This is a genomic window from Paenibacillus mesophilus, from assembly GCF_005938385.1.
Lineage (GTDB): Bacteria > Bacillota > Bacilli > Paenibacillales > NBRC-103111 > Paenibacillus_AB > Paenibacillus_AB mesophilus.
The window spans coordinates 242,189-268,465 of record NZ_VCRA01000009.1; the positions used below are offsets into that span (position 1 = coordinate 242,189).

Annotated in this window: 19 protein-coding genes; 12 read left to right on the top strand and 7 right to left on the bottom strand. The window is 56.8% G+C overall.

The annotated features are described in order from the left end of the window. The first annotated feature begins 542 nt into the window (after positions 1–542). The gene (locus tag FE783_RS18265; protein WP_138880820.1) at positions 543–1,619 is read left to right on the top strand and encodes a Gfo/Idh/MocA family protein; all 1,077 of its coding nucleotides are present in this window, start codon (positions 543–545) and stop codon (positions 1,617–1,619) included. Positions 1,620–1,660: 41 nt separating this feature from the next. After that, positions 1,661–2,503: a sugar phosphate isomerase/epimerase family protein gene (locus tag FE783_RS18270; RefSeq protein WP_138880821.1), complete on the top strand. Its 843-nt coding sequence runs from the start codon at positions 1,661–1,663 to the stop codon at positions 2,501–2,503. A 121-nt stretch (positions 2,504–2,624) separates the two neighbouring features. Here FE783_RS18270 and FE783_RS18275 read toward each other — a convergent pair whose 3' ends face one another. Beyond that, positions 2,625–3,518: a helix-turn-helix transcriptional regulator gene (locus FE783_RS18275; RefSeq protein ID WP_158301896.1), complete on the bottom strand. Its 894-nt coding sequence runs from the start codon at positions 3,516–3,518 to the stop codon at positions 2,625–2,627. A gap of 389 nt (positions 3,519–3,907) precedes the next feature. Between FE783_RS18275 and FE783_RS18280 the strand changes: the two genes are divergently transcribed. The 3 genes from FE783_RS18280 to FE783_RS18290 all read left to right on the top strand — a co-directional run bounded on the left by FE783_RS18280 (position 3,908) and on the right by FE783_RS18290 (position 7,761). Continuing rightward, positions 3,908–4,915 (top strand): 2-oxoacid:acceptor oxidoreductase family protein, encoded by a 1,008-nt coding sequence (locus FE783_RS18280; protein ID WP_138880823.1) that lies wholly within the window; start codon positions 3,908–3,910, stop codon positions 4,913–4,915. 141 nt (positions 4,916–5,056) lie between these two features. After that, on the top strand, positions 5,057–7,366 hold the full coding sequence (locus FE783_RS18285; RefSeq protein WP_138880824.1) for a thiamine pyrophosphate-dependent enzyme: 2,310 nt from the start codon (positions 5,057–5,059) through the stop codon (positions 7,364–7,366). A gap of 104 nt (positions 7,367–7,470) precedes the next feature. Further along, on the top strand, positions 7,471–7,761 hold the full coding sequence (locus FE783_RS18290; RefSeq protein ID WP_138880825.1) for a hypothetical protein: 291 nt from the start codon (positions 7,471–7,473) through the stop codon (positions 7,759–7,761). Between the two features lie 68 nt (positions 7,762–7,829). Here FE783_RS18290 and FE783_RS18295 read toward each other — a convergent pair whose 3' ends face one another. From FE783_RS18295 to FE783_RS18320, 6 genes are all read right to left on the bottom strand, one after another. After that, on the bottom strand, positions 7,830–9,434 hold the full coding sequence (locus FE783_RS18295) for a helix-turn-helix domain-containing protein (protein ID WP_138880826.1): 1,605 nt from the start codon (positions 9,432–9,434) through the stop codon (positions 7,830–7,832). Then, positions 9,431–10,411, bottom strand: a complete 981-nt coding sequence (locus tag FE783_RS18300; protein WP_158301897.1) for an ABC transporter substrate-binding protein — start codon at positions 10,409–10,411, stop codon at positions 9,431–9,433. The genes FE783_RS18295 and FE783_RS18300 overlap by 4 nt, the downstream gene beginning before the upstream one ends. Before the next feature lie 300 nt (positions 10,412–10,711). Continuing rightward, positions 10,712–11,443: a YwaF family protein gene (locus FE783_RS18305; RefSeq protein WP_138880828.1), complete on the bottom strand. Its 732-nt coding sequence runs from the start codon at positions 11,441–11,443 to the stop codon at positions 10,712–10,714. Between the two features lie 160 nt (positions 11,444–11,603). After that, positions 11,604–12,758: a winged helix DNA-binding domain-containing protein gene (locus FE783_RS18310; protein WP_138880829.1), complete on the bottom strand. Its 1,155-nt coding sequence runs from the start codon at positions 12,756–12,758 to the stop codon at positions 11,604–11,606. Positions 12,759–13,066: 308 nt separating this feature from the next. Next, positions 13,067–13,843 (bottom strand): pirin family protein, encoded by a 777-nt coding sequence (locus FE783_RS18315; protein WP_138880830.1) that lies wholly within the window; start codon positions 13,841–13,843, stop codon positions 13,067–13,069. A 25-nt stretch (positions 13,844–13,868) separates the two neighbouring features. After that, positions 13,869–14,315, bottom strand: a complete 447-nt coding sequence (locus FE783_RS18320; protein WP_138880831.1) for a MarR family winged helix-turn-helix transcriptional regulator — start codon at positions 14,313–14,315, stop codon at positions 13,869–13,871. A gap of 187 nt (positions 14,316–14,502) precedes the next feature. Between FE783_RS18320 and FE783_RS18325 the strand changes: the two genes are divergently transcribed. The 7 genes from FE783_RS18325 to FE783_RS18355 all read left to right on the top strand — a co-directional run bounded on the left by FE783_RS18325 (position 14,503) and on the right by FE783_RS18355 (position 26,275). Next, entirely contained in the window at positions 14,503–16,206 is a 1,704-nt protein-coding gene (locus tag FE783_RS18325; RefSeq protein WP_138880832.1) for a DEAD/DEAH box helicase, read from the top strand. Positions 16,207–16,323: 117 nt separating this feature from the next. Continuing rightward, the gene (locus FE783_RS18330; RefSeq protein ID WP_138880833.1) at positions 16,324–17,778 is read left to right on the top strand and encodes a CapA family protein; all 1,455 of its coding nucleotides are present in this window, start codon (positions 16,324–16,326) and stop codon (positions 17,776–17,778) included. Positions 17,779–17,814: 36 nt separating this feature from the next. After that, positions 17,815–18,450, top strand: a complete 636-nt coding sequence (locus FE783_RS18335; RefSeq protein WP_138880834.1) for a fumarylacetoacetate hydrolase family protein — start codon at positions 17,815–17,817, stop codon at positions 18,448–18,450. Positions 18,451–18,612: 162 nt separating this feature from the next. After that, positions 18,613–21,081, top strand: a complete 2,469-nt coding sequence (locus FE783_RS18340; RefSeq protein WP_138880835.1) for a hypothetical protein — start codon at positions 18,613–18,615, stop codon at positions 21,079–21,081. Between the two features lie 36 nt (positions 21,082–21,117). Beyond that, on the top strand, positions 21,118–23,409 hold the full coding sequence (locus FE783_RS18345; protein ID WP_138880836.1) for a helix-turn-helix domain-containing protein: 2,292 nt from the start codon (positions 21,118–21,120) through the stop codon (positions 23,407–23,409). 319 nt (positions 23,410–23,728) lie between these two features. Next, complete coding sequence (locus FE783_RS18350; RefSeq protein ID WP_138880837.1) at positions 23,729–25,294, top strand: type 2 periplasmic-binding domain-containing protein; 1,566 nt, start codon at positions 23,729–23,731, stop codon at positions 25,292–25,294. Positions 25,295–25,375: 81 nt separating this feature from the next. After that, positions 25,376–26,275, top strand: coding sequence for an ABC transporter permease (locus FE783_RS18355; protein WP_138880838.1), 900 nt, complete (start codon positions 25,376–25,378; stop codon positions 26,273–26,275). Positions 26,276–26,277: the final 2 nt, after the last annotated feature.

The following is a 26,277-nucleotide window of genomic DNA, read 5'->3' on the forward strand; positions in this document are numbered from 1 at the left end:
CAGCCGAAATGACCTTTCGAGTGCGAGATAGTGTTCAAATGTACCTTAAGTGGCGGGGGAGCGGAGCAAACAGGGCATGATGAGGCTGCTCGGCTGGGGATAGCGTTCATATGTACCTTATTTCAGACGAAATGACCTTTCGAGTGCCAGATAGTGTTCAAATGTACCTTAAGTGGCGGGGGAGCGGAGTAAACAGGGCTTGATGAGGCTGATCGGCTGGGGATAGTGCTCATTTGTACCTTATTTCAGACTAAATAGTCTTTCGAGTGTGAATTAGTGTTCAAATGTACCTTATGTGGTGGGTACCAGGGTAAACTCGACGGGAAGGCCCCCTCTTCTCCGCCCAAATAGCTGCAACTTGTGCCGCCGGACGATTGCTGTCCGGCTTTTTGGCATAGTGCGGCAACTATGTCGTATTTTTAAAGGCGGGCTTATTAAAAGATGGGATATTCATCGTAAAAAATGAAACGCATAAGTTCGGAGCAGGCGATATGATAAAACGTAGGATGGACAACAACTGTCATAATGAGAGGGGAACGACAATGAGTCGGAAAACGAAAATCGGCATTATCGGAGCAGGCAACATCGGCGCGGTTCATGCCGCAGAATTCAGCAAATTGGCGGAACGGTGCGAGATCGTCGCCATATCGGACAAATACAAGCCTCTGGCGGAGTCGCGGGCCAAGCAGTTCGGCATTCCGAGCGTAGAGGAGAGCCCGGAGCAGCTGATCGCCCGCAGCGATATCGATGCGGTCATTATAGGAGTACCTAACCGGTTCCATGCGGATTTGGCGGTTGGCGCGCTCCAATCGGGCAAGCACGTGCTGCTCGAGAAGCCGATGGGACTCGACGCCGAGCATGCGAAACGGATCGTCCGGGCGCAGCGCGCAACCGGCAACGTGCTGATGGTATCGCACCAGATGAGATGGGATTGGCTGCCCTTGCAAGTGAAGAAGCAGGTGGAGCAGGGCGAGCTCGGCCGGATTTATTCGGCCAAAACCGGCTGGTACCGCCGCAAGGGCATACCGGGCTGGGGCACGTGGTTTACGCGCAAAGATATGTCCGGCGGCGGTCCGTTGATCGACATCGGCGTACATATGCTCGATTTGGCGCTGCATCTGATGGGTGATCCGAAGCCCGTCTCCGTATCGGGAGCCGTCTATGCCGAGTTCGGACCGAAGAAGAAAGGCATCGGCAGCTGGGGGACTCCGGATTGGAACGGCGTGTGGGACGTGGAAGATTTCAGCACCGCACTCGTCCGGATGGAGGATGGAAGCACGCTGACGCTCGAAGTGAGCTGGGCGGTCCATATGGATACGGACAGCAAGCCGTTCGTCCATCTGATGGGCTCCGAGGGAGGAGCTTCGCTGCGCGGGGGAGAGGGCAAATTTTTGTCCGAGTCGTTCGACCGCGCGATGGAAGTCGAGCTGAAGACGCCGGGCAATGACGAAGGGGCGCGCATCCGGCTGAGCCGCCATTTCCTCGATTGCGTGGAGAAAGGCGAACAGCCGCTGACGTCGGCGATGACCGGCTTGACGAACAACTTGATCATCGACGCGATCTACGAATCGTCGCGCACGGGCAGCGAAGTGAAGCTGGACTGGGACGGTCTGCGGTAAAGGACCTAAAAAAGCGAATATCCGAAAGGAGAGGGCGAACCATGCTTAAAGGATTGACTCGAGCGGGGCTCGGGAACGTCGGCGATGTCGAACAGTTTATCGCTTTGGCGTCGCGACACGGGTTTCAAGCGGTGGATATCGATGTGGGGGGGCTTGCCGAAGGGCGCGGCGTCGAAGGGGCTGCGGACTTGCTCCGCTCGCATAACGTCGCAGTAGGTTCGATAGGTCTGCCGGTTCAATGGCGGACAACGGACGACGAGTTCCGGACAGGACTTCCCGCCTTGCTGAAAAATGCGGCATTGGCGCGGCAGTTGGGTTGTACCTCTTGCACGACCTATATTCTGCCTTCGACCGACGAGCCGGCCGCCGCGTTCATGGCCTCGGCGATTCGGCGGCTGCGCTTGTGCGCTCAAATGCTGGGTGCCTACGGTATTCGTCTCGGGCTTGAATTCGTCGGCCCGCACCATTTGCGGACGCGCTGGAAAAACCCGTTCATCTGGACGATGGCCGATACGCTGGACATGATCGAGGCGATCGGCGAGCCGAACGTCGGCCTGCTGCTTGACTCGTACCATTGGTATACGAACGGTCTCGGCACCGATGACATCGCACGGCTGCGTCCGGACCAAATCGTCCACGTACATCTGAACGACGCCCCGGACGTCCCGGTTTCAGAAGCTTTGGACAACGGAAGGCTGATTACCGGCGAAGGGGTCATCGACCTGGTCGGCTTCCTGAAAGCTTTGAAGCAAACGGGCTACAAAGGCGTCCTCGCGCAGGAGGTGCTCACCCAGCAGCCGCAGCAGGAGCCTGCGGAAGAGCTCGTTCGCAGGACGGCCGCGCAATATAGCCGCTTGTTCGCGGAGGCCGGGATCGGCAGCTGACGATAAGCAACGAAGGCCGGCTCCACTTTGGGGGTCCAGTAGGGGGCTCCCCCAAAAGTACTTGGAATAAGCAACGAAGGCCGGCTCCACTTTTGGGGGACTAGTTACGACTTCAGACGATTTACGACAGCTTCGGGGGCATATCCGGCTCTCCTGACAGCTTCCGGTAATCGTTCGGAGTCGTCCCTTTTTGTTCGCGGAAAATGCGCGAGAACGTATTATAGGAGCCGTATCCGGCCTCCATGGCGATATCGGATATTTTCATATCGGTCGACGACAGCAGGCCGCAAGCATGGCGGAGCCGCACGTCGTGCACGTGCTGAAGAAACGTCCGCCCCGCTTTTTTCCTGAACAGTGCGCTCAAGTAGGCGGGACTGATGCGGAAATGGCCGGCGACGGCGTTCAGCGTTAGGTCGTCCTTGAAATGATGCTGGATGAACCGGATAATGTCCAAATACATGCCTTTGCCCGCGGCAGCTTCATCCGTCTGGGCATGTTCCGCTATAGCCCGTTTCCGGTGACGGTCGAAAACGATCAGGATGTCGATCAGCATCACCTTTATTTTCAGCCGTTTCCAGCTCTCTCCGCCCCGGTATTCTTCGTACAGCGCATCGAACGACCGTCTCATTGCGGTCTCCGGCTCGCCCTCGAAGCAATGATAGGAGGCGAGGGAAGGATCGGTATGCACCAGCAGCTTTTGCAGCTCGGCCTTGCTCTCAAGCTCCGCGAACAGCCCGTGGCTGAACCGGAAGTTGTACAGCGACAATGTGCAGCCCGGGCTCGTATGCAGCTCGTGAATCTGGTACGGCTGTATGAACGACAGCGTCCCCGGCTTCATCGAATGCTCGACGCCGTTGATCGTCTCGGAGCCTTCTCCTTCGATGACGTACGATATTTCCAAATAGTCGTGCCGGTGGGCCCTGTACCCGCTTTTCAGCCGGTTGATGGAGATATGGAGAGGGAAGGCCGTATTCATATTCGGATAATGCTCAATGTATTCAGGGAGGTAAGACACGGGCAAAATACCTCTTTCTCGCGGGCGTCCCACGGCCATTTCGATTCACGTTTCGGCGAAACCGCACGTATGCATAGTAGGGAAGCATGCCGGTTCAATAACCCCATTATAAATTGATATTAGTCGTTTGCGTGAAAATTCCGAAAAAAAGATTGCTGACGGCGCAATTGCTGGTAAAATGAATAAGAGAGACCGAATAGTCACACTATTCGCACTTGGCGCACATCGAGCAAATGCAGTCGTACTTCGCCAATCGCCGCAACTCGGGAGCTGCTACGCCTTTACGTATCCGGTACCGCCGCAACTTGCTCTTCCCGGGCAAGGATCAAGCGTCTCTACTCGTGCATAAAAATACGCAGCGGCTCCTAATCCCGAAAGGAGCAACGTCTATGGTATCCTTACCGAAAATGAACGAGCTCGGGTTTTTCGAGATTCGCCTCGAATCGATCGGCGGCCTCGGCGCCAATCTCGCCGGCAAAATGCTGGCGGAAGCGGGCGTCATGGGGGCCGAACTGAACGGAGTCAGCTTTTCCTCTTACGGTTCGGAGAAGAAGGGCTCTCCGGTAAAAGCGCACATCCGCTTTTGCGGTCCGGATACGAACATCCGCGATACGTCGCCGGTCGAACGGCCTCACGTGGTCGGCATCTTCCACGAGTCGCTGTCGAAGACGGTCAACGTAATCAGCGGCATTTACGAGGACAGCCTCGTGCTGGTCAACTCCACCCGGTCGACCGCCGAGCTGAAAGAGAAGATGAAGCTCAAAGGCGGGACGATCGCGGTCGTCGACGCCATCGGAATCGCCCTCGAAGAGAAAAACCGGGTTAACATGGCGATGCTCGGCGCGTTGTTCCGGTTGTGCGACTTTTTGGATGCGGAATTTATGAAGGGCGTCATCCGCAAATCGTTAGAGAAGAAATACCCCCAAGCGGTACAGCCGGCAATCCGGACGTTTGAAAGGGGTTACAACGAGGTCAGATTCGAGACGTTCGAGCTGCCGGAAGGCGAGACGATGCCGGCATTCGTCCGTCAGGACACCCCGGTTCTCGGATACGAGACGCAGCCGCTCGGCGGCGTTATTACGAATCCGGGCAACAGCATATTGAAAGATTTGAGCATATCCCGCGCGGGTATGATGCCCCAATTCGACGACGAGAAATGCATCCATTGCGCCGCGTGCGACAACGTATGTCCGGACTTCTGCTTCGTCTGGGACGAATTGCCCGACAAGAAAGGCCGTCCGCAAATGTTCCTCCAGGGCATCGATTACCAGTACTGCAAAGGCTGCCTGAAATGCGTCGTAGCTTGTCCGACCGAAGCGCTGTCCAAATCGCGCGACGACGACGATTACGCCGAGAAGCATCGGGTGCCGCACCGGTTCGACCGGGCGATCGTGTAGCTTTTCCCCTAAGAAACTTTAACGGAATTACCGCCCTGACTTGCGACCGGGGCTTGCGGATCGGCAAGTCCTGCTCTTCAGCGAGCAGAAACGTTATTCCGTTAAAGTTCCTATAACCAATCGAAAGGGTGACAAGAGTACATGGCAATTGACATCAAGCGCGAAGAGCAGCAAACGGGCAAAGTCGAGCAGCGCGTCGTATATGAATCCGGCAACGAAATGGCCGCTTATGCGGCTCACCAAATCAACTATCACATTATGGGCTATTTCCCCATTTCCCCGTCGACGGAAGTCGCTCAGTTTCTCGATCTGATGAAAGCGAACGGCCAGCACGACGTCGTGCTGATTCCGGCCGACGGCGAGCACGGCTCGGCGGGAGTATGCTACGGCGCATCCGCGGCCGGCGGGCGCGTGTTCAACGCAACGAGCGCAAACGGGTATTTGTACATGATCGAGCAAATGCCGGTTCAATCGGGTACTCGCTTCCCCATGGTCATGAATCTCGTCTGCCGTTCCGTCTCCGGACCGCTGGACATTCACGGAGACCATTCGGACCTGTACTATGCGCTTAACACCGGCTGGCCGATTCTGATGTGCCGGGACCCCCAGGCCGTTTACGACATGAACATTATCGCGCTCAAGCTGGCCGAGGACGCCGAAGTGCGGCTGCCGGTGCTTGTCGCGTCGGACGGTTATTTCACGTCACACCAGAAGCGCCGCGTCATGACGTTCGCGAACCGCGACGACGTGCATCAATTTATCGGCGCGCTCCCGGCGAGAGGATACCCGGACGTGCTCGACCGGAACAATCCGATTACTGTCGGCCCGTACATGAACGAGCCGGATTATATCAACAACTGTTACCAGCAGTCGATGGCGATGTACAATGCGGAGCACGTGTACGACCGTATCCGCAAAGAATATGCGGAGCTGACCGGCCGCGACTATCCGATACTGGACTTGTACCGGATGGAAGATGCCGAAGTCGCCGTATTCCTGATGAACTCCGCTTCGGAAATCATCAAGGACGTGGTCGACCAGCTGCGCGCCCAAGGCATCAAAGCCGGTTCGATCGCGCCGAACATGATCCGGCCTTTCCCGCAGAAGCAAATCGCCGAAGCGCTCAGAGGCGTGAAGGCGGTAACGGTAGGAGACCGCGCCGACTCTTACGGCGGACACGGCGGCAACATGGTGAACGAGATCAAGGCCGCGCTGTTCACCCAAGGCAACAGCGATACGCTCGTCATCAGCCGTATTTACGGCTTGGGCGGCAAAGATTTTTATGCCGAGGACGGGCATAACTTGTTCAAATTCGCGATCGATGCGGCCGAGAAAGGATACGTTGAGAAGCCTTTCGACTACTACGGCCACACGCCGGGCGATCCGGCCAAAGCGCCGAAGCGGGTGTTGAACCCGATGAAGTACGAGGACCTGAAAACCGGCCTGATCACGGTAACGCCTGACGCCGCGACGGGCAAGCTGAACGTGCGCATTCCGCCGCTCCGATCGCTTACGAAGAAGCCGAAGCGGATCGCGCCGGGTCACGGGGCATGTCCGGGCTGCGGCATTTTCTCCGGGCTGGAGCTGTTTTTCAAGGGCATCGAGGGCGACATCGTCGCGCTGTTCCATACCGGCTGCGCGATGGTCGTCACGACGGGCTATCCGTATTCCGCGCATAAAGCGACTTATATTCATAATTTGTTCCAGAACGGGGCGGCCACTTTATCCGGCGTCGTCGAGATGTTCTGGGAGCGCAAGCGCCGGGGCGAGCTCGACTACTTGAACTTGCCGGACGACTTCACCTTCGTCATGATAACGGGCGACGGAGGGATGGACATCGGCATGGGACCGGCGATCGGAGCCGCACTGCGCAATCATAAAATGATCATCCTCGAATACGACAACGAAGGATATATGAATACCGGAGCCCAGCTGTCCTACTCTACGCCGATCGGTCACCGGACCTCGACGTCCAACGTCGGCAAGAAGCAGGCCGGCAAGCTGTTCCACCATAAGGATACGGCGCAAATCATGGCCGCGACGAACATTCCGTACGTGTTCACCGGCTCCGAGTCGTATCCGCAGGATCTCGTCAAGAAAGCGGCCAAGGCGCAATGGTATGCGCAGAACGAAGGGCTCGTCTACGGCAAAATCCTGATCACCTGTCCGCTCAACTGGCTGTCGGAAGATCAGGAAGGCACGAATATTATCGATGCGGCCGTCAGCTCCAACTTTTTCCCGCTCTACGAGGTGGAGAACGGCATTACGAACATTACGTACAATCCGGAAGAGAAGAACAAGAAGGTGTCCGTCGCGGAATGGCTCGGCTCGATGGGCAAGACGAAGCATATGACGAAGCCGGAAAATGCCGAAGCGCTCGCCTCCTTCGAGCAGGAAGTGGAGCGGCGCTGGAACCGCCTGAAGGCGAAGCACGAGAATCCTTATCTGTAATTTGGGGTTCAGAATCGGGGTCCCCGAAAAGTACCCGGATTAAGCAATGAAGCAATACGTCACTTTTTGGGGTAAAGTATTGGGGTAAAGTATTGGGGTGCCTTATGCCATTTGTATTGAAGCATCGAGCAAGCTCGGAATTGTTCGCCTGCGGGCTCGTCAACCGTTACGAGCTTCCGTACTACGGCGTAAAGGATTGGGACGACGAAGCGGCCGCGCTCGGTGAACGGGAATCGTTTCTGGCCGCCCGGGAAGTCGGCGATCCGGCTGACTGGGACGTTGTCGAGCTGGAAGAAATGAAGCTGAAGATGGCGAACGTAAAGCTGAGAAACGATCCGGCCAACCGGCTGTTTCTGGACGACGGCGGCGCGTTCCGGGTTGTGAGAAGAGAATAGCGCCGCATCGCGAATCAAGCGGGCTCCCTGTCATCGGCGGGGGCCCGCTTGAGTTCATTTTCCGTAGCTCACTCGCCCGCCTTCGCAAGCGCAAGCAATTCGTCTATGATCCGATGCCGGCCCGGGGGCGTCCAGCTCATGCGGAACCAGTTCGGGATGAAATGGACGTTATCGTCGCGCACCGCCTGGATCGAATTCCACGAAGCCGTGCTTTGCATGACCCGGAAAATGCGGTCGCACCCTGCGCGAATGTGGTTTTTGTGGATGAAAAGATAATCGGCCTCAAGAGCGGGCAGCCACTCGGGCGTGAACTCCTGCCGGAAATGACTGGAGGGAATATTGCCTCCGGGCTGCAAGCCCAGTCCGTTGTAGCACAGCTCGTTCAGCGGATGATGGGCCGTCCCTTGCAGGCGGGCCAGTTTATGGTTGACCTGCATAATGGCGATCCTCGCTTTACCGAGGGTGCTTCCGAGCAAGAGGCGCGCTTGACGCTCACGCTGCTCCATTGAGCCGATCGTCCGTTTCGCTTCTTCCTCCTGACCGACGAGTTCGGCAATCCGGGTATGGTTCACTCGCCAATCGGGATCGTTTCTCAACATGACGACGGGAGCGATTTGCTTCAGCTGCGCCTCGAATGCGGCATGGAAGCAGTCAGCGACGATCAGATCGGGACAGGCCCGCCGAAGCGCCGCCAAATGAGCGGCCATAGTCCGGCCGTGCTCCTCGTCGTCCATGCCCGGATACCGGAAGCAATTGACCGCCGCCGCTGCCTCGAAGCCGACGGATAGGAGGTTATCCTCCAGAGCGAGGCAAGAGGCGACGGCGACGCGGAGCCGGTCCCGCTTCATGTACAAGGATGGGGAGACGCCGACCGTTTGCTTGAATATACGGCTAAAATAAAATTCGCTCTCGAAGCCTACGGCTGCCGACACGTCCTTGACCCGGCAATCCGGCCGCGAAAGAAGCTGCTTCGCCCCGGCGACGCGAAGGCCCGTCAAAAACTCGATCGGCGACATTCCGACCGTTTTGGCAAAAGCTCTCGAATAGGAGCTCGGGGTGAAGCCGGCCATGTCGGCGAGCGTATTCAGACTGATTTTCGTCCGATATTGTTCTTTCATATATTTGACGGTCCGTTCGATATTGGTGCCCGTTTCCTTAACCGGCTCCCGTCCCGCGGTTTCCTGCACGATGAAGTTCAACAGCTCCTGAAGCCGGATGTGCTGCAGGGAGCGGCCGGACGGCGTTTGCGTCAAGGAACGGTTCTCCTCATGCAGCTTTTCGAACCGTTTCAGCAGCTGCCGGCTTTCGCGGGTAAGCAGTCTTCCGGGCACCAGAAACGGCGGCAGTCGGAGAGAGGCGGCATCCGGCGGCTCGGCTCCCTTCCGTCCCGAGACGAAGACCGTGTCCAGCAGGACGATATAATAATCGAGTTGGGGCGCATCCAGCTCCGCTTGTACGGCCATGCCGGGCATGAAATAGAACAGGCTGCCCGGATCGAACCGGTATGCGATGCCGTCCAGCAGCAGCTTGCCTTCCCCATGTTTCACGAAACAGAGCGCCGGCAGCGCGACTTGCCGGTGCGGCATCGAGTAAGGACCGGCACGCCTGCGTCTGCGGACGGAAGCGAGCATATACAGCGCCGCGTCGCGACCTTTATGGGATTGCGGCGTCATTTCGCCTTCAAATCTTTCTTGATCTGATCCAAAATCATCGCCCGCCCCTTCGGTCCCCAGCTCATAGCGAGCCAGTTGTCTACCTGGTAAACGTTGCCATTGTTGACCGCGCTAATATTTTTCCATACCGGATTGTCTTGAATGTTCTTCACGACCTGCTCGATCGTGCTGAACCGATTGCGCTGCATGAAAATATGGTCGGGGTTGAACGTACTCATTCCTTCGAGCGACACTTCGGCGCGGTTCTCGTTCGAGATTCCCGCCGCCGGCGTCAAGCCGAGATCTTTATAGAGCAAATCGTTCAAAGCATGGCCTGTTTTTCCTTGAATCCGGATCGTTTTCTCGTTGATGACGGTAACCATTACCGATTGCGTGCCGATCGCTTTTTGGACATCGTTTTTGATTTCGGCCAGCAGCTTGTCGTAATCCTGCAAATTTTTCTCGGCTTCCTTCGTCTTGCCTACGATTTCGGCCAGCTGCATGTGCGTGACGCGCCAATCCGCATTGAACGCGACTTTGACCGTCGGGGCGATTTTGCTCAGCTGCTCGTAAAACTTCTCGTTCTGCCCGCTTATAATAATCAAATCCGGCTTCCATTCCGACAGCTGCTCCAGGTTGGGCGCTTGCCCGTCCATCCCGCGGACGCCTTGCAGCTCATCGGCGATATGCGGATAAAACTTTTTGTCCGACCAGGCGAAGGTGGAGCCCACGTAAGGCTTCACGCCCATGGCAAGCATATTGTCCTCGTAGGCGTTATCGTTAATGAGCGCGATCTTCTGCGGCAAAGCCGGCACCTTCGTTTCTCCTTTGGCGTGCTTGATCGTGCGGGTTTCCTCTTGGGCGCCGGGAGCTTGGGTACCCGATGCGGGAGCTGCCCCGGAATTAGCCTCTTTTTCGCCCGCTCCGCCACAACCCGCCAGTACGGCGACAAGCAGGACGGCTGCGGCCCCCAGAGAAAGCTTGATGCTTTTCAACATGATTTGACCCTCCTGATGATAATGAGAATTATTATCAACTAAATTATAGGCGAGTCGCCTCAAGCCGTCCATATCTTATTTTGTCCGAATTGGTCCGCCTTGCGAGCATTCTGAACGACGGTACGCCGCTTATATAATGGAGTAACGCCAGCGAGCGACGCTACAAGGAACATCGATATTAACGATATGGCGATGGGCACGATCATGCTGCGCAGGGTAGAGGAGGAAGCGAGTCAGGGGTCGCCGCCTTGAAAAACAGATAACCGCCAGCAGTCGGCGGAAAGCTTGCTTCCGAGCCTGTTAACCCGAGCTCTTCCGTTTAGTGGCGGAGGCCCGAGCGGCGAACGGCCAATACAAGAGCAGGAAGATCACCAAGGCGACGGCTTCCATCGAAAGCAAATACCAAGGATACGGCCCGAGGAAATCGAGCAGCGAAGCCGTCTCGGGCTTGCTCGCCACGAACATGTAGTTGCCCCCTGTAGCGGTGTTGACGAAGAATACGATAACGAGCATGACGTTCAGGAAGCCGAGCGTGACGAAGATCGATTTCAGCGTCGGTCGGAAGCCTTCCATCCATACCATATAAAGGGGCGACAAAATGATCGCGATATGGGCGGCGAAAAATTCGAAATATACAAAATGAGGGAAGTCGTAGTATAGGACGGGGGTCAGCAGCGCCTGAATCGCCCCGCCGATCCCGGCGAAATAGACGATTTGAAAAACAAACCGGCTTCTGAGGAATAACATCGCTATGGACAAATACAGGGAGAGGCTGCACAGCTCCAGCGGCAGCGTGTACTTGACGTCATATACGTTCTCCGCTACATACCAAGCGTTCAAACTGACTTCCGAGGCGATCAACAAAGCCGCCAAGGCGTAACGGCCGTAGCGGCTTCTTCTCCCTTGCCGAAGCCAATGACGGCTTATGTATAGCAGGACTACCGCGGCAACAAAAACGGCCAATGCGATCATATGGGTCAGGGAATAAGCAGTAAATACGTTCGGACTGTCGGCGTCGAAAAATCGGTTCATCGGCAAGCCCCCCTTTGGTATGAAGCATTTCTCTATTTAGGGGTATTTTACCACAATAGACGTCTAACCGCTCCAATTTGCAACGTTTATGAGCATGTCAAGCGGGTCGCGGTTCTGGAAGAGGGGTTGTCTCGGCGAAGCGAAGACAGTCCGACGCAAGTCATTCGGGCGATACCATCCGGATTTCTCGGGTAACGGAATCGGCAGCGGCGAATTCGAGCAGCCTGGCGCCCTCCTCGAGCAAGGCATCGGAAGCTTCCTCGGACAGCGGCCCGAAAGGGCGGATGATCAAGTCGGCGGCTTTGCGTTTACGCTCGATTGTCCATAACCCGTTAACGAATCCATCGACAAGGATAGTTGCCCGGATGATTCCGTTCTCGGTAAATACGAGCGGACGATGTTCGTCGGCGATGATTCGGGTGCGGTCGTCGTGAGATAACAGCATGTTGTCAAATTCGGACAGAAACCGTACCGGGACAGGAGCGTCCGGGTCGGGCAGCGGTGCATCAGGCAAATCGAACAGCTCGTTGCCGATCCGATCGATGAATGTACGCAGCTGCGGGCGGAGCCGGTCTACAGCCTCGCTCAGCCGGGTCAATCCCGACCACACCTGCATATCTTTGACGGTGGCAGGGCCGAAAGCCGCCAAATATCGCAAGATCATCTCGTCCGGCAAGGTGTCGGAGGAGAGCGGAGTTCCCAGCCAAGCTTCGGCCGACGTATGGGCGGCTTGACCGGAGGAGCCCCATATGCCGCGGGGCGGTATTTGGACGAGCGGCACGAAATTGCGTACCGCGTTGGCGAGCGCGGATGGATCGCGGTCCGGCCATTGCTCCTGCAGCAGCCTGCCGAGCTCGCTGAAGGTGCGCGGCCGTTCCTCGACAAGCGTTCGACCGGCAGCCGCGAGTGCCGCGATGTCCAAACCGGCGAGCCGCTTGCCATAGGAGCCGATCAGGGCTCGCTCAAGTAGAGGCTGCAGGACGGGCCGGAAGCCAACACAGTCGCGGGCGGTTACGAGGTGGATCGTCGAGCGCATGAGCGCGATTCGTACCGCCTGTCGGTTAACGATCAAGTCGGACAGCTCTTCGTGGCGGAAGCTCTCGAGCCGAGTCCACAATCCGATATAGGGCGGGGTCGGCGCCTGAGCCTGGAAGCCGGCAAGGTGTTCGAGCGCGTCATAGGCGGACATGCTAGCTCTGCGCAGCAGCAGCTGACGCGCCAGCAAGGCACGGTTCAGCGCGCGGGTGCCGAGGACGGGCCCCGGTCTACTGTCGCTTCGCTCGACGGTGGAATCCGGCTTTGGGTTAGCTTCCATGGCAGTATTTCTCCTTTCTTATCGTTCGGATTGCTTGATAGCTATATTATACCGGCTCAGCCTGACAGTTTCCGTCAGTGGATGTTGAGGCTGGAACTTATTGCGGAAATTTTTGTCCTTATTTTGGCGGATTCTATGCCTTCAGAAGAATAAAGGAAAAAAACGGCCTTTAAGGCCGTTTCCTGGCAAAATCCATTCGACGTGCATGAAATAGGCGAAATAGATGCAAAAGTTTCCTTTATTTGTTTCTGCCCCGGGCTTTCGCCCGAATAGAGTCGCTTTTTTCCTCTATCGATCCAATTGTCGGCTTACCGCTTGTTGTACAAAGGATAGTCTACCTGCGTCGGCACTTCGATGACGATGAGTCGAACAGCTTCGTCTTCCGCAGCCCTCAGCAAGATCTCTTCGCCGGCAGCGGCATCGATGACTGCAAAGTCCTGGTGAGTGATCGGTACCGGCCCTGCCGAATGATCCGCGCGCCGAATCGTTCCGCTGCCGCGTATCGCCAAGACGGCCCACGATCGGCCGGCCGGAAGCTCCTGACGGTACTCGGCGCCCGGGGACAAGATCAAATCAAGCATCAATGCGTCTGTCGTAAGAACGACAGGAGAAGGGCCGCCGATTACGTATTTGACGCTTACCCCGTCGCGCTGCTCGCTGGGAAATTGCTCATGCTCGAACTGACGGTAAGTCGGCGGCTGCTGCCTCGATCGGCGCAGATCCGGCTCGAACCAGATTTGAAAGCCTTCCATGTCGGGTCCGATGAACCGCTCCTCGTGATGGACGCCGGAGCCGGTCTGCATCACCTGCGCGCCGCCCGGTCCGATCGTGCTGTTCGTTCCAAGCGAATCGCCGTGAACGGCTGTTCCTTCGATCACGTAAGTCACGATCTCGAATCCCTGATGCGGGTGAGGCGGAATGTAGCCTTCTTCCCGGGTGAATGCCCATGCCCAGTAGAAGAGCGGGCCTACCCGCTTCACGGCGCCTCCTTCGCCCGGGAAGCCGATCGGCTTCCGCTCGGTTATGCTTCCTCCGTCAAATTCGCCCTCTCCTTGTTCGGCTGCGGGATATACGGCAATATTCATCGCAAGTCCTCCTCGGCTGGAAATGTTATTTCTTGAAGCTTTCCTCGGCGCTGCGGCCAAGCTTCTTCAGCAATTCGTAGGCGGCTCGCCGCTCTTCCGGCGACAGTCCTTTAACCGCCTCCTCGATAACGGCAGTATGCTCCGGAAACGTATCTTCTATAAAAGCCGTCCCTTTATCGGTAATTTCGGCGTACCATACCCGCCGGTCTTCCGGGCAGCCTACGCGGACTACCAGCTCTTTTTGCACCAATTTATCGACTACGTAAGTAATGTTTCCGCTAGTCATCAATATTTTCTCGCCGATTTGCTGCAGCGGCTGGCGTCCTTTATGATACAAGAGCTCGAGTACGCCAAATTCGGTCCGGTTCAGCCCGATTCGGCGAATATGCCGGTCGGCGTGCGCGTTGACCCATTGGCTCGCTCTGGAAAGTACGACGAACAGCTGCAGGCTGTCGTTAGTCTGTTTTTCCATGATGGAGGTCTCCTTTCTGGAGCTTTACAATCGTTGTTTATCTTAATTTTAAGATAAGTGTTTGCGCGAAAATTGTCAAGTGTTAGCGGCGCTATTGTACCCGATTGGACGCCGCCGGCCGTTTCGCCTATAATTATTCCCAAATCGATGCGGTCGCGATCCGGCCGTCGGAAAAGAGGTAACAATTTTGAACCCAACTTTCTCGTCTCTCGGCATCCGTGCCAGTCTGTGCGGCGTTTTGCAGCGTGCGGGCTTGACCGAGCCGACCCCCGTGCAGGAACGAACGATCCCTTTCGCCTTGGCGGGGCGCGACGTTATCGTGCAAGCGCAGACCGGCACCGGCAAAACGATGGCATTTCTTTTGCCGCTGACGGAGAAGTCCGCTCCGCGTAACGAATTTGTCCGCGCGCTGATCCTTACTCCGACCCGGGAGCTGGCGATTCAGATCACTTCGGAAGCCCGTAAGCTGGCGGATGCGGCAGGCGCAACCGTGATGGCGGTATACGGCGGGCAAGATGTGATCGCTCAAGCCCACAGGCTGGGAGGTTCGCCCGATATCGTCATTGCGACACCCGGACGGCTGCTCGATCATATAAGGCGCGGAACGATCGATCTGTCGCGGCTGTCGGCGCTCGTACTGGACGAAGCGGATCAGATGCTGCACATGGGCTTTCTCCCGGAGGTCGAGGAAATTATACGGCAAACGCCGGATGACCGTCAAACGATGCTGTTCTCGGCCACTTTTCCCGAATCGGTACGCGTATTGTCCGAACGGTATATGAAAGGTCCGGAAGATATTCGCGTGCAAGGCAAGCGGATTACGCTGGACGAAATTCGCCAATACGTCGTCGAGACGACGGACCGGCAGAAGAAAGATACGCTGCTCAAGCTGCTGCACGAGAACCCTCCGTTTCTGGCCGTCATTTTCTGCCGAACGAAAATACGCGCCAAAAAACTGACGGAATCGCTCGCGGCGGAACGGCTTAACGTCGACGAATTGCACGGCGATTTGACGCAGGCGAAGCGGGAAGCGGTCATGAAACGATTCCGCGAAGCCCGGGTGCAGCTGCTGGTGGCGACCGACGTAGCCGCACGGGGGCTGGATGTCGACGGCGTGACGCATGTGTACAATTACGACATTCCGCAGGACCCGGAAAGCTATATTCACCGCATCGGCCGTACGGGCAGGGCGGGGCAGCAAGGAATCGCCATCACGTTGGCCGCCCCGAAGGATGCGGGAGAGCTGAAAGAGATCGAACGCGCGATCGGCTCCGTGCTGGAGCGGAAACAGGTGCAAGGAAGCCGCGCGAGCGACGAGCGGCGATCCACCGATGCGAGAACGCCGTCCAAAGCGGGCGCGGACAAAGAACGGGCCGGCAAGCGTTGGCAGGGCAGAAGCGCTTCCGATCGCGCTAGTATTAGCGGTATGACTTCCAAAGGCGGCGCCCGCCGAAGTGAACCGGGAAATCCGGGTCATGTAAATGCCGATGCTGAACATGCGAACACAAGGACCGGCAGTTCCCGAACTTCGGCAAGTTCGAAGGAGCGGAGGCACGGAGACGGCTCGCCGAACGTGCGTGAGCAGTCTAAGCCGGCCGGCAGGTTTGGCAAAGATTCCGAATCCACACCGTCAGCGGGGCGTGGCAGCAGGAAAGGGAAGGTCGAATTTGACGAAACCCGGAGCAATCGCCAAGCTGCAGCCAAGCCGGCAAGACGAACAGGAGCGGCGAAATCCGATGAATGGTACAGCTCGAAACCGGGAAAACGGGCGGATACCGCCAGAACCGGCAAGTTCAATAAAGCCGCAAAGCCCGGCGACAACCGGAGCCATCCGCGCCGATCCGATGCATCACCCGGTCCGCGAAACAACCGTTCCGGAAGATGCAAATAGAGTATAAGCGCGAATCGCCGATCCGTTTAGGATGCATCCGTCCTCTGCAAAAGAGGAGCCGGATGCTTCTTTTTTCTGCTATAATAGGTTCAAAGTCCACTGTGCAAAGGAGTCTAAATGGAGCATTCATCGCGTAAGGAAAAATACCAGCGCAAGCGAAGCCTCTCGAAACGGAAATATAAACGACGGTGGGTGTCTTCGGCGTTTATCGTGGCATTTTTCGCGTTGGCGTTCATATTGTGGCTTTCGTATAACAACGGTACGGGCAGCAAAGATGCGGCCCCAAGCGACCCGAACCCGAAGCCGCAGGCCGGACAAGGGCAAGCTCCGACGGACGGCGGCAAGAGCGGCTCCGGGACCCGAACGGAAACGGCGGGCGGCAAGGATAGGGAGCCTGACGGCAAGAGCGGACCGGGGGCGGACAATCCGAGCGGCACGGATGCGCCGAAGCAAGGAACCGCCAATGCGGGTGCGGCGAACGGGAACGCGGGGACGGCCGGAAATGCCGGGACTGCCGGGGACACGGGGACGGCCGGAGGCGGTAAGACGGATGATCCGGGCAAAACCCCTTCCGTCACGCCTCCGGCGCCGGTACCGGAAGGTTCCAAAGAAACGGACGACCCGAATCGCGTCTCGCTAGCGTTCGTGGGAGACGTCATTTTCGCGGACAATGTGGATGTCGCACTGAAAGCGAACGGCTACGACTACCCTTACAGACAAGTCCGCTCGTACTTGGAATCGGCCGATTTGACAATCGCCAATCTGGAGACGCCGATCACGGAGAGAGGGACGGCCGCCGTCAAGGAATACGCCTACCGTTCCAATCCGAAAGCATTGCCGGCGTTCAAGGAAGCGGGCTTCGATCTCGTCAACCTGGCCAACAACCACATCCTCGATTACGGTACGGCAGGCTTGCTCGATACGTTCGATCATCTCGACAAGACAGGCATCCGCTGGTTCGGCGCGGGCCGCAACGTCGCCGAGGCGTTCAAGCCGGTCATCGTCGAGAAGAAAGGGATCAAGATCGCCTTCCTGGGTCTTAGCAAGGTGGTGCCGACGCAGGACTGGAAAGCCGGCAAAGACCGCCCCGGCGTAGCCGATACATACGCTTTGAAGCTGCCGCTGGAGGCGATCCAGAACGCCAAGAAGCAGGCCGACCTTGTCATTGTGGTCGCGCATTGGGGCGTCGAGAGGCAGGATCAGCCGGAGAAGTATCAGAAAGATTTCGCCCGCCAATACATCGATGCCGGAGCCGACCTGATCGTCGGCGGACATCCTCACGTGCTGCAAGGGTTCGAGAATTACAAAGGAAAATGGATCGCTTACAGCTTGGGCAATTTTATATTTACGATGAATGAAAATCCGCTTACTTGGGAAAGTGTTATTTTGCAGGCGACTTGCTCGAAGGAAGGCGGATGTGCGCTGAAGACGGTGCCGGTGTTGACCAAGCTGGCCAATCCGGAGCCGATGACGGGGGACGCGGCCACCAAGCTGTTCGACCGATTGACCGGCATTTCGTTCCAAGCGGAAGTCGGCCAGGACGGGACTGTACGGATACAGAACAAGAAATGAACCGCCATTTAAACCAAACCGACGGGAGAACGTGCCATGACCAGTTTTAACGATATCCGCAACATTTACTGCGTAGGTAGAAACTACGGCTTGCATGCGGCCGAGCTGGGCAATGCGGTTCCCGAGCAGCCGATGCTGTTCTCGAAGCCGACCCATTCGCTTATCGCTTTGGACGGCGGAGAGATTCGCCTGCCGGGCAGCCGCGGAGAGGTGCATTACGAGATGGAGATCGTCATCCGGATCGGCCGTCCTTACGAGAAAGGAATTCGCGTCGACGAGCTGGTGGACGGCGTCGCCCTCGGCATCGATTTCACGCTTCGCGACGTACAGAGCGAGCTGAAGAAGAAAGGGTACCCGTGGCTTGCGGCCAAAGGCTTCCGCCATTCCGCCCCGATTACGGCATTCCGTCCGTTTGGCGGAACGGAAGCGCTCGGCTCCAAGGAATTCGTCTTGTTGAAAAACGGTTCGGAGGCGCAGCGGGGCAACGCGAACGATATGATTTTCAATTTGCAGACGATCGTCGACTTTTGCGCGGAACATTTCGGCCTTGGACTTGGCGACGCTATATTCACCGGAACTCCCGCAGGCGTAGGTCAGGTAGCGGATGGAGACCGGTTCGTGCTGCAGTTCGGCTCCGAAACTTGGGGAGAAGGCGTCGTCCGGCTCGTCTAGAGGCAAACCGCTCTGCGAAAAGACGACTCCCTAGCCATATTCATGGTCAGACTGTATCAAGTCTGACCGTTTCTTTTTTTGTCCGGGGGAATGAAACTGTACGTCCCGCTTCTTAAACGGTATAATACAAGTACAGTACAAGTTGTATCGTGGAGAAGAGGGATGATGATGATGACGGCGAATGGTAACGGCATCCGTGCACAGGCGGCGTGGACGCGGCTTCGCTCCGGCTCTGCGGTCGAAAATGAGCTTACCCAGAGGTTGTATCGGATCATGCTGAAATGGGTACGCTATGCGGACAGTCAATTTGCGGAATGGACGGAACGTCCGAATTGCGGCCATTTTTTCGGCGGAGCCTACTGGTACGGTATTGAAACCGCTTACTCGGCAGTCGTGTTCGCCGCGGTCGGTACGATGGGACCATTCGACGAGACCGTCGCGGGACAAAGCCGCCAATCGGTCAAGGACAAGGCTATACGCGCCATCCGCTACTTGTGCTTTACGCATGATACGGGGCCCGAAGAGTGCGTGCGGGTCGTCAGCCGCAATCCTTATTGTAGCGGGAAAAAGTGGGGTGGACACGGCGACGGCTTCTTCCGGGCGAGTCAAACCGGTACGGTCGTGCACGCGCTCGGCTGCGCGGCTTGGCTGCTCGCCGACGAGCTGGACGAAGAGACGAAGGCGCTCGTTCATAACGTGCTGGAATATTACGCCGACCGGTGGAGCGGAGAAGAGCCGCGCAATGGCGTCTATGTCGACACCCAGTGCGAGGAGAATGGCTGGACCGCAGCCGGTATCGGTACAGCCGCAGCGCTGATGAACGATCATCCCCGCCGGGAGCAGTGGAGGGAAGCGGCTTTGCGATGGTCGCTCAACTCCGTCACCTTGCCGAGCGATCGTGTCCGTCGCATCCCCGGCGCATTCACCGTGACGTTTCATCCTGATTATACGGCGGAGAATCACGCTTTCGTACATCCTTCCTATATGATGGCGGGGATTTCGCTCCGCGGTCTCTATGCGCTGCTCGAGCTGATGGCTGGCCGGGACATCCCGTCCGAACTGACTCGGAACAACACGCCGATGTATGAGAAGACGATTAAGCCTTGGAGCGGAGTAGACGGAATTCCGATTCCGGTGCAAGGTCAGGACTGGTGGTACAATTTGCAGCACGCTTCGCTGCAATGCCATGCCTATATGAGCGTCCTTCACGGTGACGGGGATGCCGCCAGATTGGAGCGCGAGGCGCTTAACTTCGTGGAGCGGCTGCAGAACAGCAACAGCAAAGGCTGCTTGCTCGAAGAGAACGGGGAAGAATGCATCATCGTCGCGGAAAGCTACCAGACCGCGAAAGATATGGAGTTCGGCTCGGCGCACAGCTTGCTGATCGCTTACCTGCTCCACTCGTTCGGAGGCGAAGGAGCGGAGCCGTCCGCGGACGGCGATTGGAGCAGTTGCACGAACGGCGTCCATTATTATCCGTACGGGGGCACGATCGTCCACAAAACGGATCAGGCGTTCTCCTCGTTCAGTTGGCGAAGCCATGTGATGGCCATTACGCTTCCGGCCAAATCGATGTGGAGCGTGACGCCAATGTATGCGAGCCATACCGGCGATGTGCAGTTCGAAGACGAGCCGCCCGGCATTGTCTACAACGAGACGAAGAGTGTTCATTGCGAGGAGCATCGCATTACGCGTCTGGAAGACGGCTTCGGAGCGACGGCTCTCATCCTGCGGGGCAAAGAGGCGAAGCTTGCGCACCGGGTCGGGTTCGTCTCGCTGCCAGACGGGAGAAGCTTCTATGCCGAGCGAATCCGCGTCAACGCCCCTTGTACCGTGAAATCGCTGCGAACCGGGATGATCGGGATTCGCAACGAACGGTATGCCGACCTGCAAGGATACGCCGACGGAACGAAGGCGCTGACGGCCCCTGGTGCGGCCGCCGCGTATGAAGGATTTTACGGGAAGCAGCCGAATGCACTGGATTCGTTCGGACCGCTGCCATACGTCAACATAAACGGCGAGATCGGTTATGTACTGTTCGGGTCCGAGGGCGTCACCTACTTGAACCAGCACGAATATCCGAAATGGAAAGGCGTCGAAGACGTGCTCACTTTGAATGCCAGAGCCGCGAGACATTTCGCCGGTGCCGAAGAGCTTCCCGTATTCGCGATGCTGACGCTGCCCAATGCGTCGGCCGAACAAACGGCCGAAGCTGCAAGCAGGACACGGCTGCTGTCGGGAGACGCAGACGAATGCATATGCGCGGAGACGGACGGCTATCTCATTGTGGCTAACTTAAGCGGCAGACGTGCGGGCTTCCAGGCAACCCACGCCGCTGCGGGGCGGACAATCCAGCTGTTCGAAGGAACACAGCGTTGGTCGTACGGCGAATTGACGCGTTCCGGATCGTTCGAGCCCGGGTACGCAGGCTATGTCGCCAGCCGCTGCATTCTCGAGCTCCCTACCGGAGGAGGCGCTTTCGATTTAACTATTTCAGTAATGAATGACCGAATCTATATAACGGAAAATGCCGGCAGCGGAATTTCCGGGCTAGCCGTTGTCGATCCGGCAACAGGCAAACGGTCGGAAGCCGACATTGCTCCGTCGGCCACTATCGTTTTGATATTGTGATGCCATTCCATCATGAACGGGGGAGGATGAAGCGCCATGAAGAACAGGCGGATCAGGCGGTTTGCGAAGCTGTCGTTTCGGCGGAAGCTGCTTGTATATTCGCTCGTCTTGAGCATCTTCCCGGTACTGACCGTCGGACTGCTTTCCTCGTACTTCGCCTCCCGCAGCATTCAGCGGGAGGTCGACCAAAACCACCAATACATGCTGAATCAGATGCAGGTACAGCTTAACCAGTTTACGAAAAGCATCCACACGAACTCCATCTATATCGCCACCAACCTTTCCGTAGAAAAATCGGTGCGAGAAGGTCCCGGAATCGAAAATTTGTCGGCCTCGCTGGAAATGAACGAGACGATCCGGCGAATACGCAGCACGTCGCCCGTCCTGTTCAATGTCTCCATCGTCTACAAGAAGTTCAACAATTTCACTTATTCGAACGAATATTCCGCCCAGCAGCTCGCGGAGAAAAGGCTGTTGACCATTCTCGACAAAATGAAGCCCCGGGAGAACGAGGCGATCATCGTTCCGGCCAATTCGTTCGACGATCAGCCCGAACTGCTGCTGTTCAGACCCGTACCGATCCAGTCGGCTTATACCGACGGGGTGCTCGTTCTGCACGTCAGTCCCGAACATATTTTGCAGTTCGTAGGATCAATGGAGAACGGCTACCGGACGCGGGTAATGGTAGCGGACGAACAAAATCGTATTGTCATCAGCTCGAACCGCAGCGAGATGGGCAAACCGCTCGATACGGTCATCCGTCCGGCCAAGGCCGGCAGTTCCGGAGAGCGGTCCGGACAAGTGACGATCGAAGGCGAGAGCTATAAAGTGCAGACGGAAAAATCGCCCGCGAACGACTGGACGTATATCGCGATTACCCCGATGAAGGCGCTGACAGCCCAGTCGCATCGCATCCAGCTGACGACATGGATCGTCGTTGCCGTTCAGGCGCTGCTGTGGGCAGTCGTTGCGGCTTTAGGCACGAGCCGCATGTATGTTCCGATTCAGCGGTTGACCGAGAAGCTTATGCCGCGGCAGCGTCAAGAGCGGAGCAGAGGCGACGGGCTCGCCATGCTCGGCGATTACGTGGAGGAGCTCGCGGATGCGAACCGTCAGCTTAACGACCGGCTGAACGAGCAGTTCCCCTACTTGCGGCAAGGCATATTCCAGCAGCTGCTCCGCGGCGAAATGTCCGAGCGAGAGCTTGCGATCGCCGCCGAGCATGCGGGCATCAGGCTGAAGGGCGATTTCGTATTCGTATGCGTGGCGGAAGCCGACGATATCGCCGCTTTCCATCAGACGTACAGGGAGAAGGATCGTGCTCTCATCCATTATGCGCTGCTTAAAATGATGGAGGAAACGTTTCACGGCGTTCCGTTCATCGCCGTATTCACGCCGAAAACCGGACAAGTCGTGCTGCTGGTCGGGATGGACTCCGACGGAGTTGAAGCGAAGGCGCTGCTGCGGCAGCGCGCGGACGAGGCGAGGCGGCACGTACGCAACTATTTCCGGTTCGCGATCAGCGTCGCGATCGGCAGTCCGCTCCGCGCTTTTACCGAAATCGGCAAAGGGTACGAGGAAGCGGCCGCGCTGCTCAACCACCGGTTCATCGTGGGCGAAGATATGACGATTGCGGCCGACGAGGCGGATGAAGGGCTCATGCGGCTTAGCCGGGAAACGGGCGAGACGCAGAAGCGGATCGTGCATCACGTCTTCAACGGCAATATGGACGATTCCCGGGAGCTGCTGAGCCTACTCGTCGCCGAGCTGCGCCAGACCAACATGAAGCCGGAGACGGCGATGGGGCTGTTCTCCTATATGCTGGGCGAGCTCGATTACATGCTCCAGCAGACGGGCTGCGACATCCGTCAGGCGACGGGCATCGATTTTTACCGGAAGCTGCATCAACTGCGATCGCTGCCGGAGCTCGAGCGTTGGCTCGCCGGCGAGCTTTTCCCGGCCGTCAAGGCGCACCTTGAACTGGAGGCGGTCTCCAAGCAGACGAAGACGATCCGCGAAGTGATGAGCTACGTCCGGCAGCATTTGGACGAGGACATGACACTGCAGAAGGCGGCCGACCGTTTTCAATTGTCCGTCTCTTACTTGAGCAAGCTGTTCAAGGACGAATCGGGCGTCAACTTCAGCGAATTCGTGCTCGAGCTGCGCATGAACAAAGCGCGGGAATGGCTGGAGCACTCCGATATGCCGATTAAAGATATCTCGGATAAAATCGGCTACGCCAGCGTTCAAAATTTCAATCGCGTGTTCAAGCAATGGTGCGGCATTCCTCCGGGCGAATACCGTAAAGAAAAACGATTGTCCGGTTGATTCACGCAACCCGCACTAAGCCGTTGCACAGCAAATGAAGCTCCAGATCGTTCACCTTGGCTTTTTTACGACACGATGCGCCTCGATCGGAATTGTCCTTGCTGCCGCAGCGGTTTTTTCTTTTTTCGGGGGAATTCATTTATCATTTTTTTGGCTGATCTTTATCATTATTTGCGATGGCCGATCCAAACAATGGAGCATTGCACGGTATTGCAAACGGTTACATGATAAGAAGCGTAGGGGGCCAACCTCCAAGAGCAAGCAGGCGGAGTACGATCGTCCTGCGGCTCTGCAAATAAACAAAAAGGAGCGTGTTTGCATGACAATGGCGAGAAAAACGGTTGCAACCCTGTTCGCGGCTTCGCTCGTCACCGCCACGGTGCTGGCCGGCTGCGGCGGGAAGGAGGACAAAGCTTCCGGCGACGGCGGCGCCCAGGTGCCGAAAAACTTGAGTATTCTGGTGTCCCACGCCAACGCGAAGTATGCGATGCAGGTGAAGGACGACGACCGGTATATCAAAGAATTGTCCAAACTGTCCAACTATAATTTGAAATACGAATTTCTCGGACACGGGGACGATTTCACCCAGCAAATGACCGTGCGGTTCGCATCCGGCGAATTGCCCGACATGATCCGCACCGACAGCATCGACTCGACGATGCACCCCGGCGCTCTCGACAAAGGCGTCTTCCAGGACTTGACGCCGCTCATCGATAAATACGGGCCCAACCTGAAGAAGAAAATTCCCGCGGAAGCCTGGAACAGCCCGAAAGTAAGCAAGGACGGCAAAATATTCGGCATTCCGGCATTGGCCGCCCTGCCCGCCACCCGCGTCGTTTATATTCGCCAAGATTGGCTGGACAAGGTCGGCATGCAGCAGCCAAAAACGGTCGACGACTATTTGAAGTTTTTCGAAGCGATCAAGAAGCAGGATATGAACGGCAACGGCGATGCGAACGACGAATACGGCCTGTACGTCCGGGAAAATCTGATCTACTCGAACTTGTTCTTCTCCAACTTCGGCTACGATCCGAATATGTGGTATTTGAAAAACGGACAGCTTCAACCCGGCATGATTCAGCCGGAAATGAAGGATGCCATCAAGTTCTGGAAAAGCATGTACGACAACGGCTACATCAACCCGAACCTGTTCACCAACAAAGGAACGGATTGGGGGGCCGGAATCAAGCAAGGCAAAGGCGGCGTCTGGATTCACGACATCACGAACTACAACTCGGACTGGAATATTGCCGGCTTTGTAGAGAAAACAGCCAAAATCTTCGTATTGGAAGCTCCGGAAAGCCCGAAAGGCAAAGGCATCTCCGCCCAAGGCGACCAAATTTACTTCGTCTGGGTCGTACCGAGCAAGAACAAAAAAGCCGAGGACGTCATCAAGTTCCTCAACTGGGCATGGTCGGATGAAGCGGATGAATTTTTCGGGATGGGCATCAAGGACTACAACTACAAAATCGAGAACGGCAAGCCGAAATGGGATGCAGCCGATCCGGCCAACAAAGAAAACGATGCCTTGATCTTCTATCAGCTGTCGATCAATCCGCGCGGCGACGGACGGATGCTGGATAAAGTGCTCGAGGTATCGCCCAATACGGAAGCGATTAAGAACGGCATTCAAATCGCCAAGAAAAATTTGATTAAAAACGATGCGCTGTATATGCCTACGCTGTCCAGCTTGAAGACGAATCCGGAGCTCGCGGTCGGAACCGGTGCGGGTACGCTGTTCCTCGATATGTTCGCCAAAGTCGTTACCGGCAAGGAAGAGCTGGACGCCTCGTTCGACAAGTTCGTGGCGGAGTGGAAGCGCCGCGGCGGCGAAGCCGCGATCAAGGAAGCCACGGAATGGTACAACAAGTTCCACAAAAAATAATCATTCACGGCGTGCGGCATGCGCCGGCCGGAGCGAATCCGGCTGGCGCATCCGTTCCTTCACGATGAAAGGAGGGTGTGCATGCTCAAGAAAATCACGTCCCGCGACTCGCTCTTGCTTTGGCTCATTGCACTGCCCGGCATTTTGCACTTCGTCCTATTCCGGTACGTACCGATGTTCGGCAATGTCATCGCGTTTCAGGACTACAGCATTTTTTCCGGCATATTGGACAGCAAATGGGTCGGCCTGCAGCATTTCGAGAAAATGTTTACGTACCACGAATTTTACAATATTTTAAGAAATACGCTTGTGCTGAGCCTTTATTCGATCATTTTCGGATTCCCCGCGCCGCTTGTACTGGCGCTGCTGCTGAACGAAATACGCAAAACGTGGTTCAAGCGTCCGGTTCAAACGTTGTTGTACTTGCCGCATTTTTTGTCCTGGGTTATCGTCGGAAGCATTTTCATCAACCTGCTGTCGGTCGACGGCTTTCTCAATACGATATTAAGCTGGTTCGGCATGAAGAAAACCGATTTTTTGACGCAGCCCGAATATTTCCGGGGCATCCTCGTCTCGGTTGGCATATGGAAGGAAATGGGATGGGGCATGATCATCTATTTGGCGGCGCTGTCCGGAATCAACCCGAATTTGTACGAGGCGGCGATGGTGGACGGCGCGGGCCGTTTCCGGCAAATATGGTCGATCACGCTCCCCTCGCTCATGCCGGCGATCGTCGTGCTGTTTCTGCTGCGGGTCGGCCATGTGCTCGATTCGAACGTCGAGCAGGTGCTTATCATGCTGAATCCGCTCGTGCGCGACGTTGGGGAAGTGATCGACACTTACGTATACCGGGTCGGCTTGCTGGGCGCCCAATTCAGTCTGACTACGGCGATCGGCATCTTCAAATCGCTCGTAGGTTTGCTGCTCGTCGTCGGCTTGAACACGCTCAGCCGCAAAACGACCGGAGAAAGCATCTACTAAGG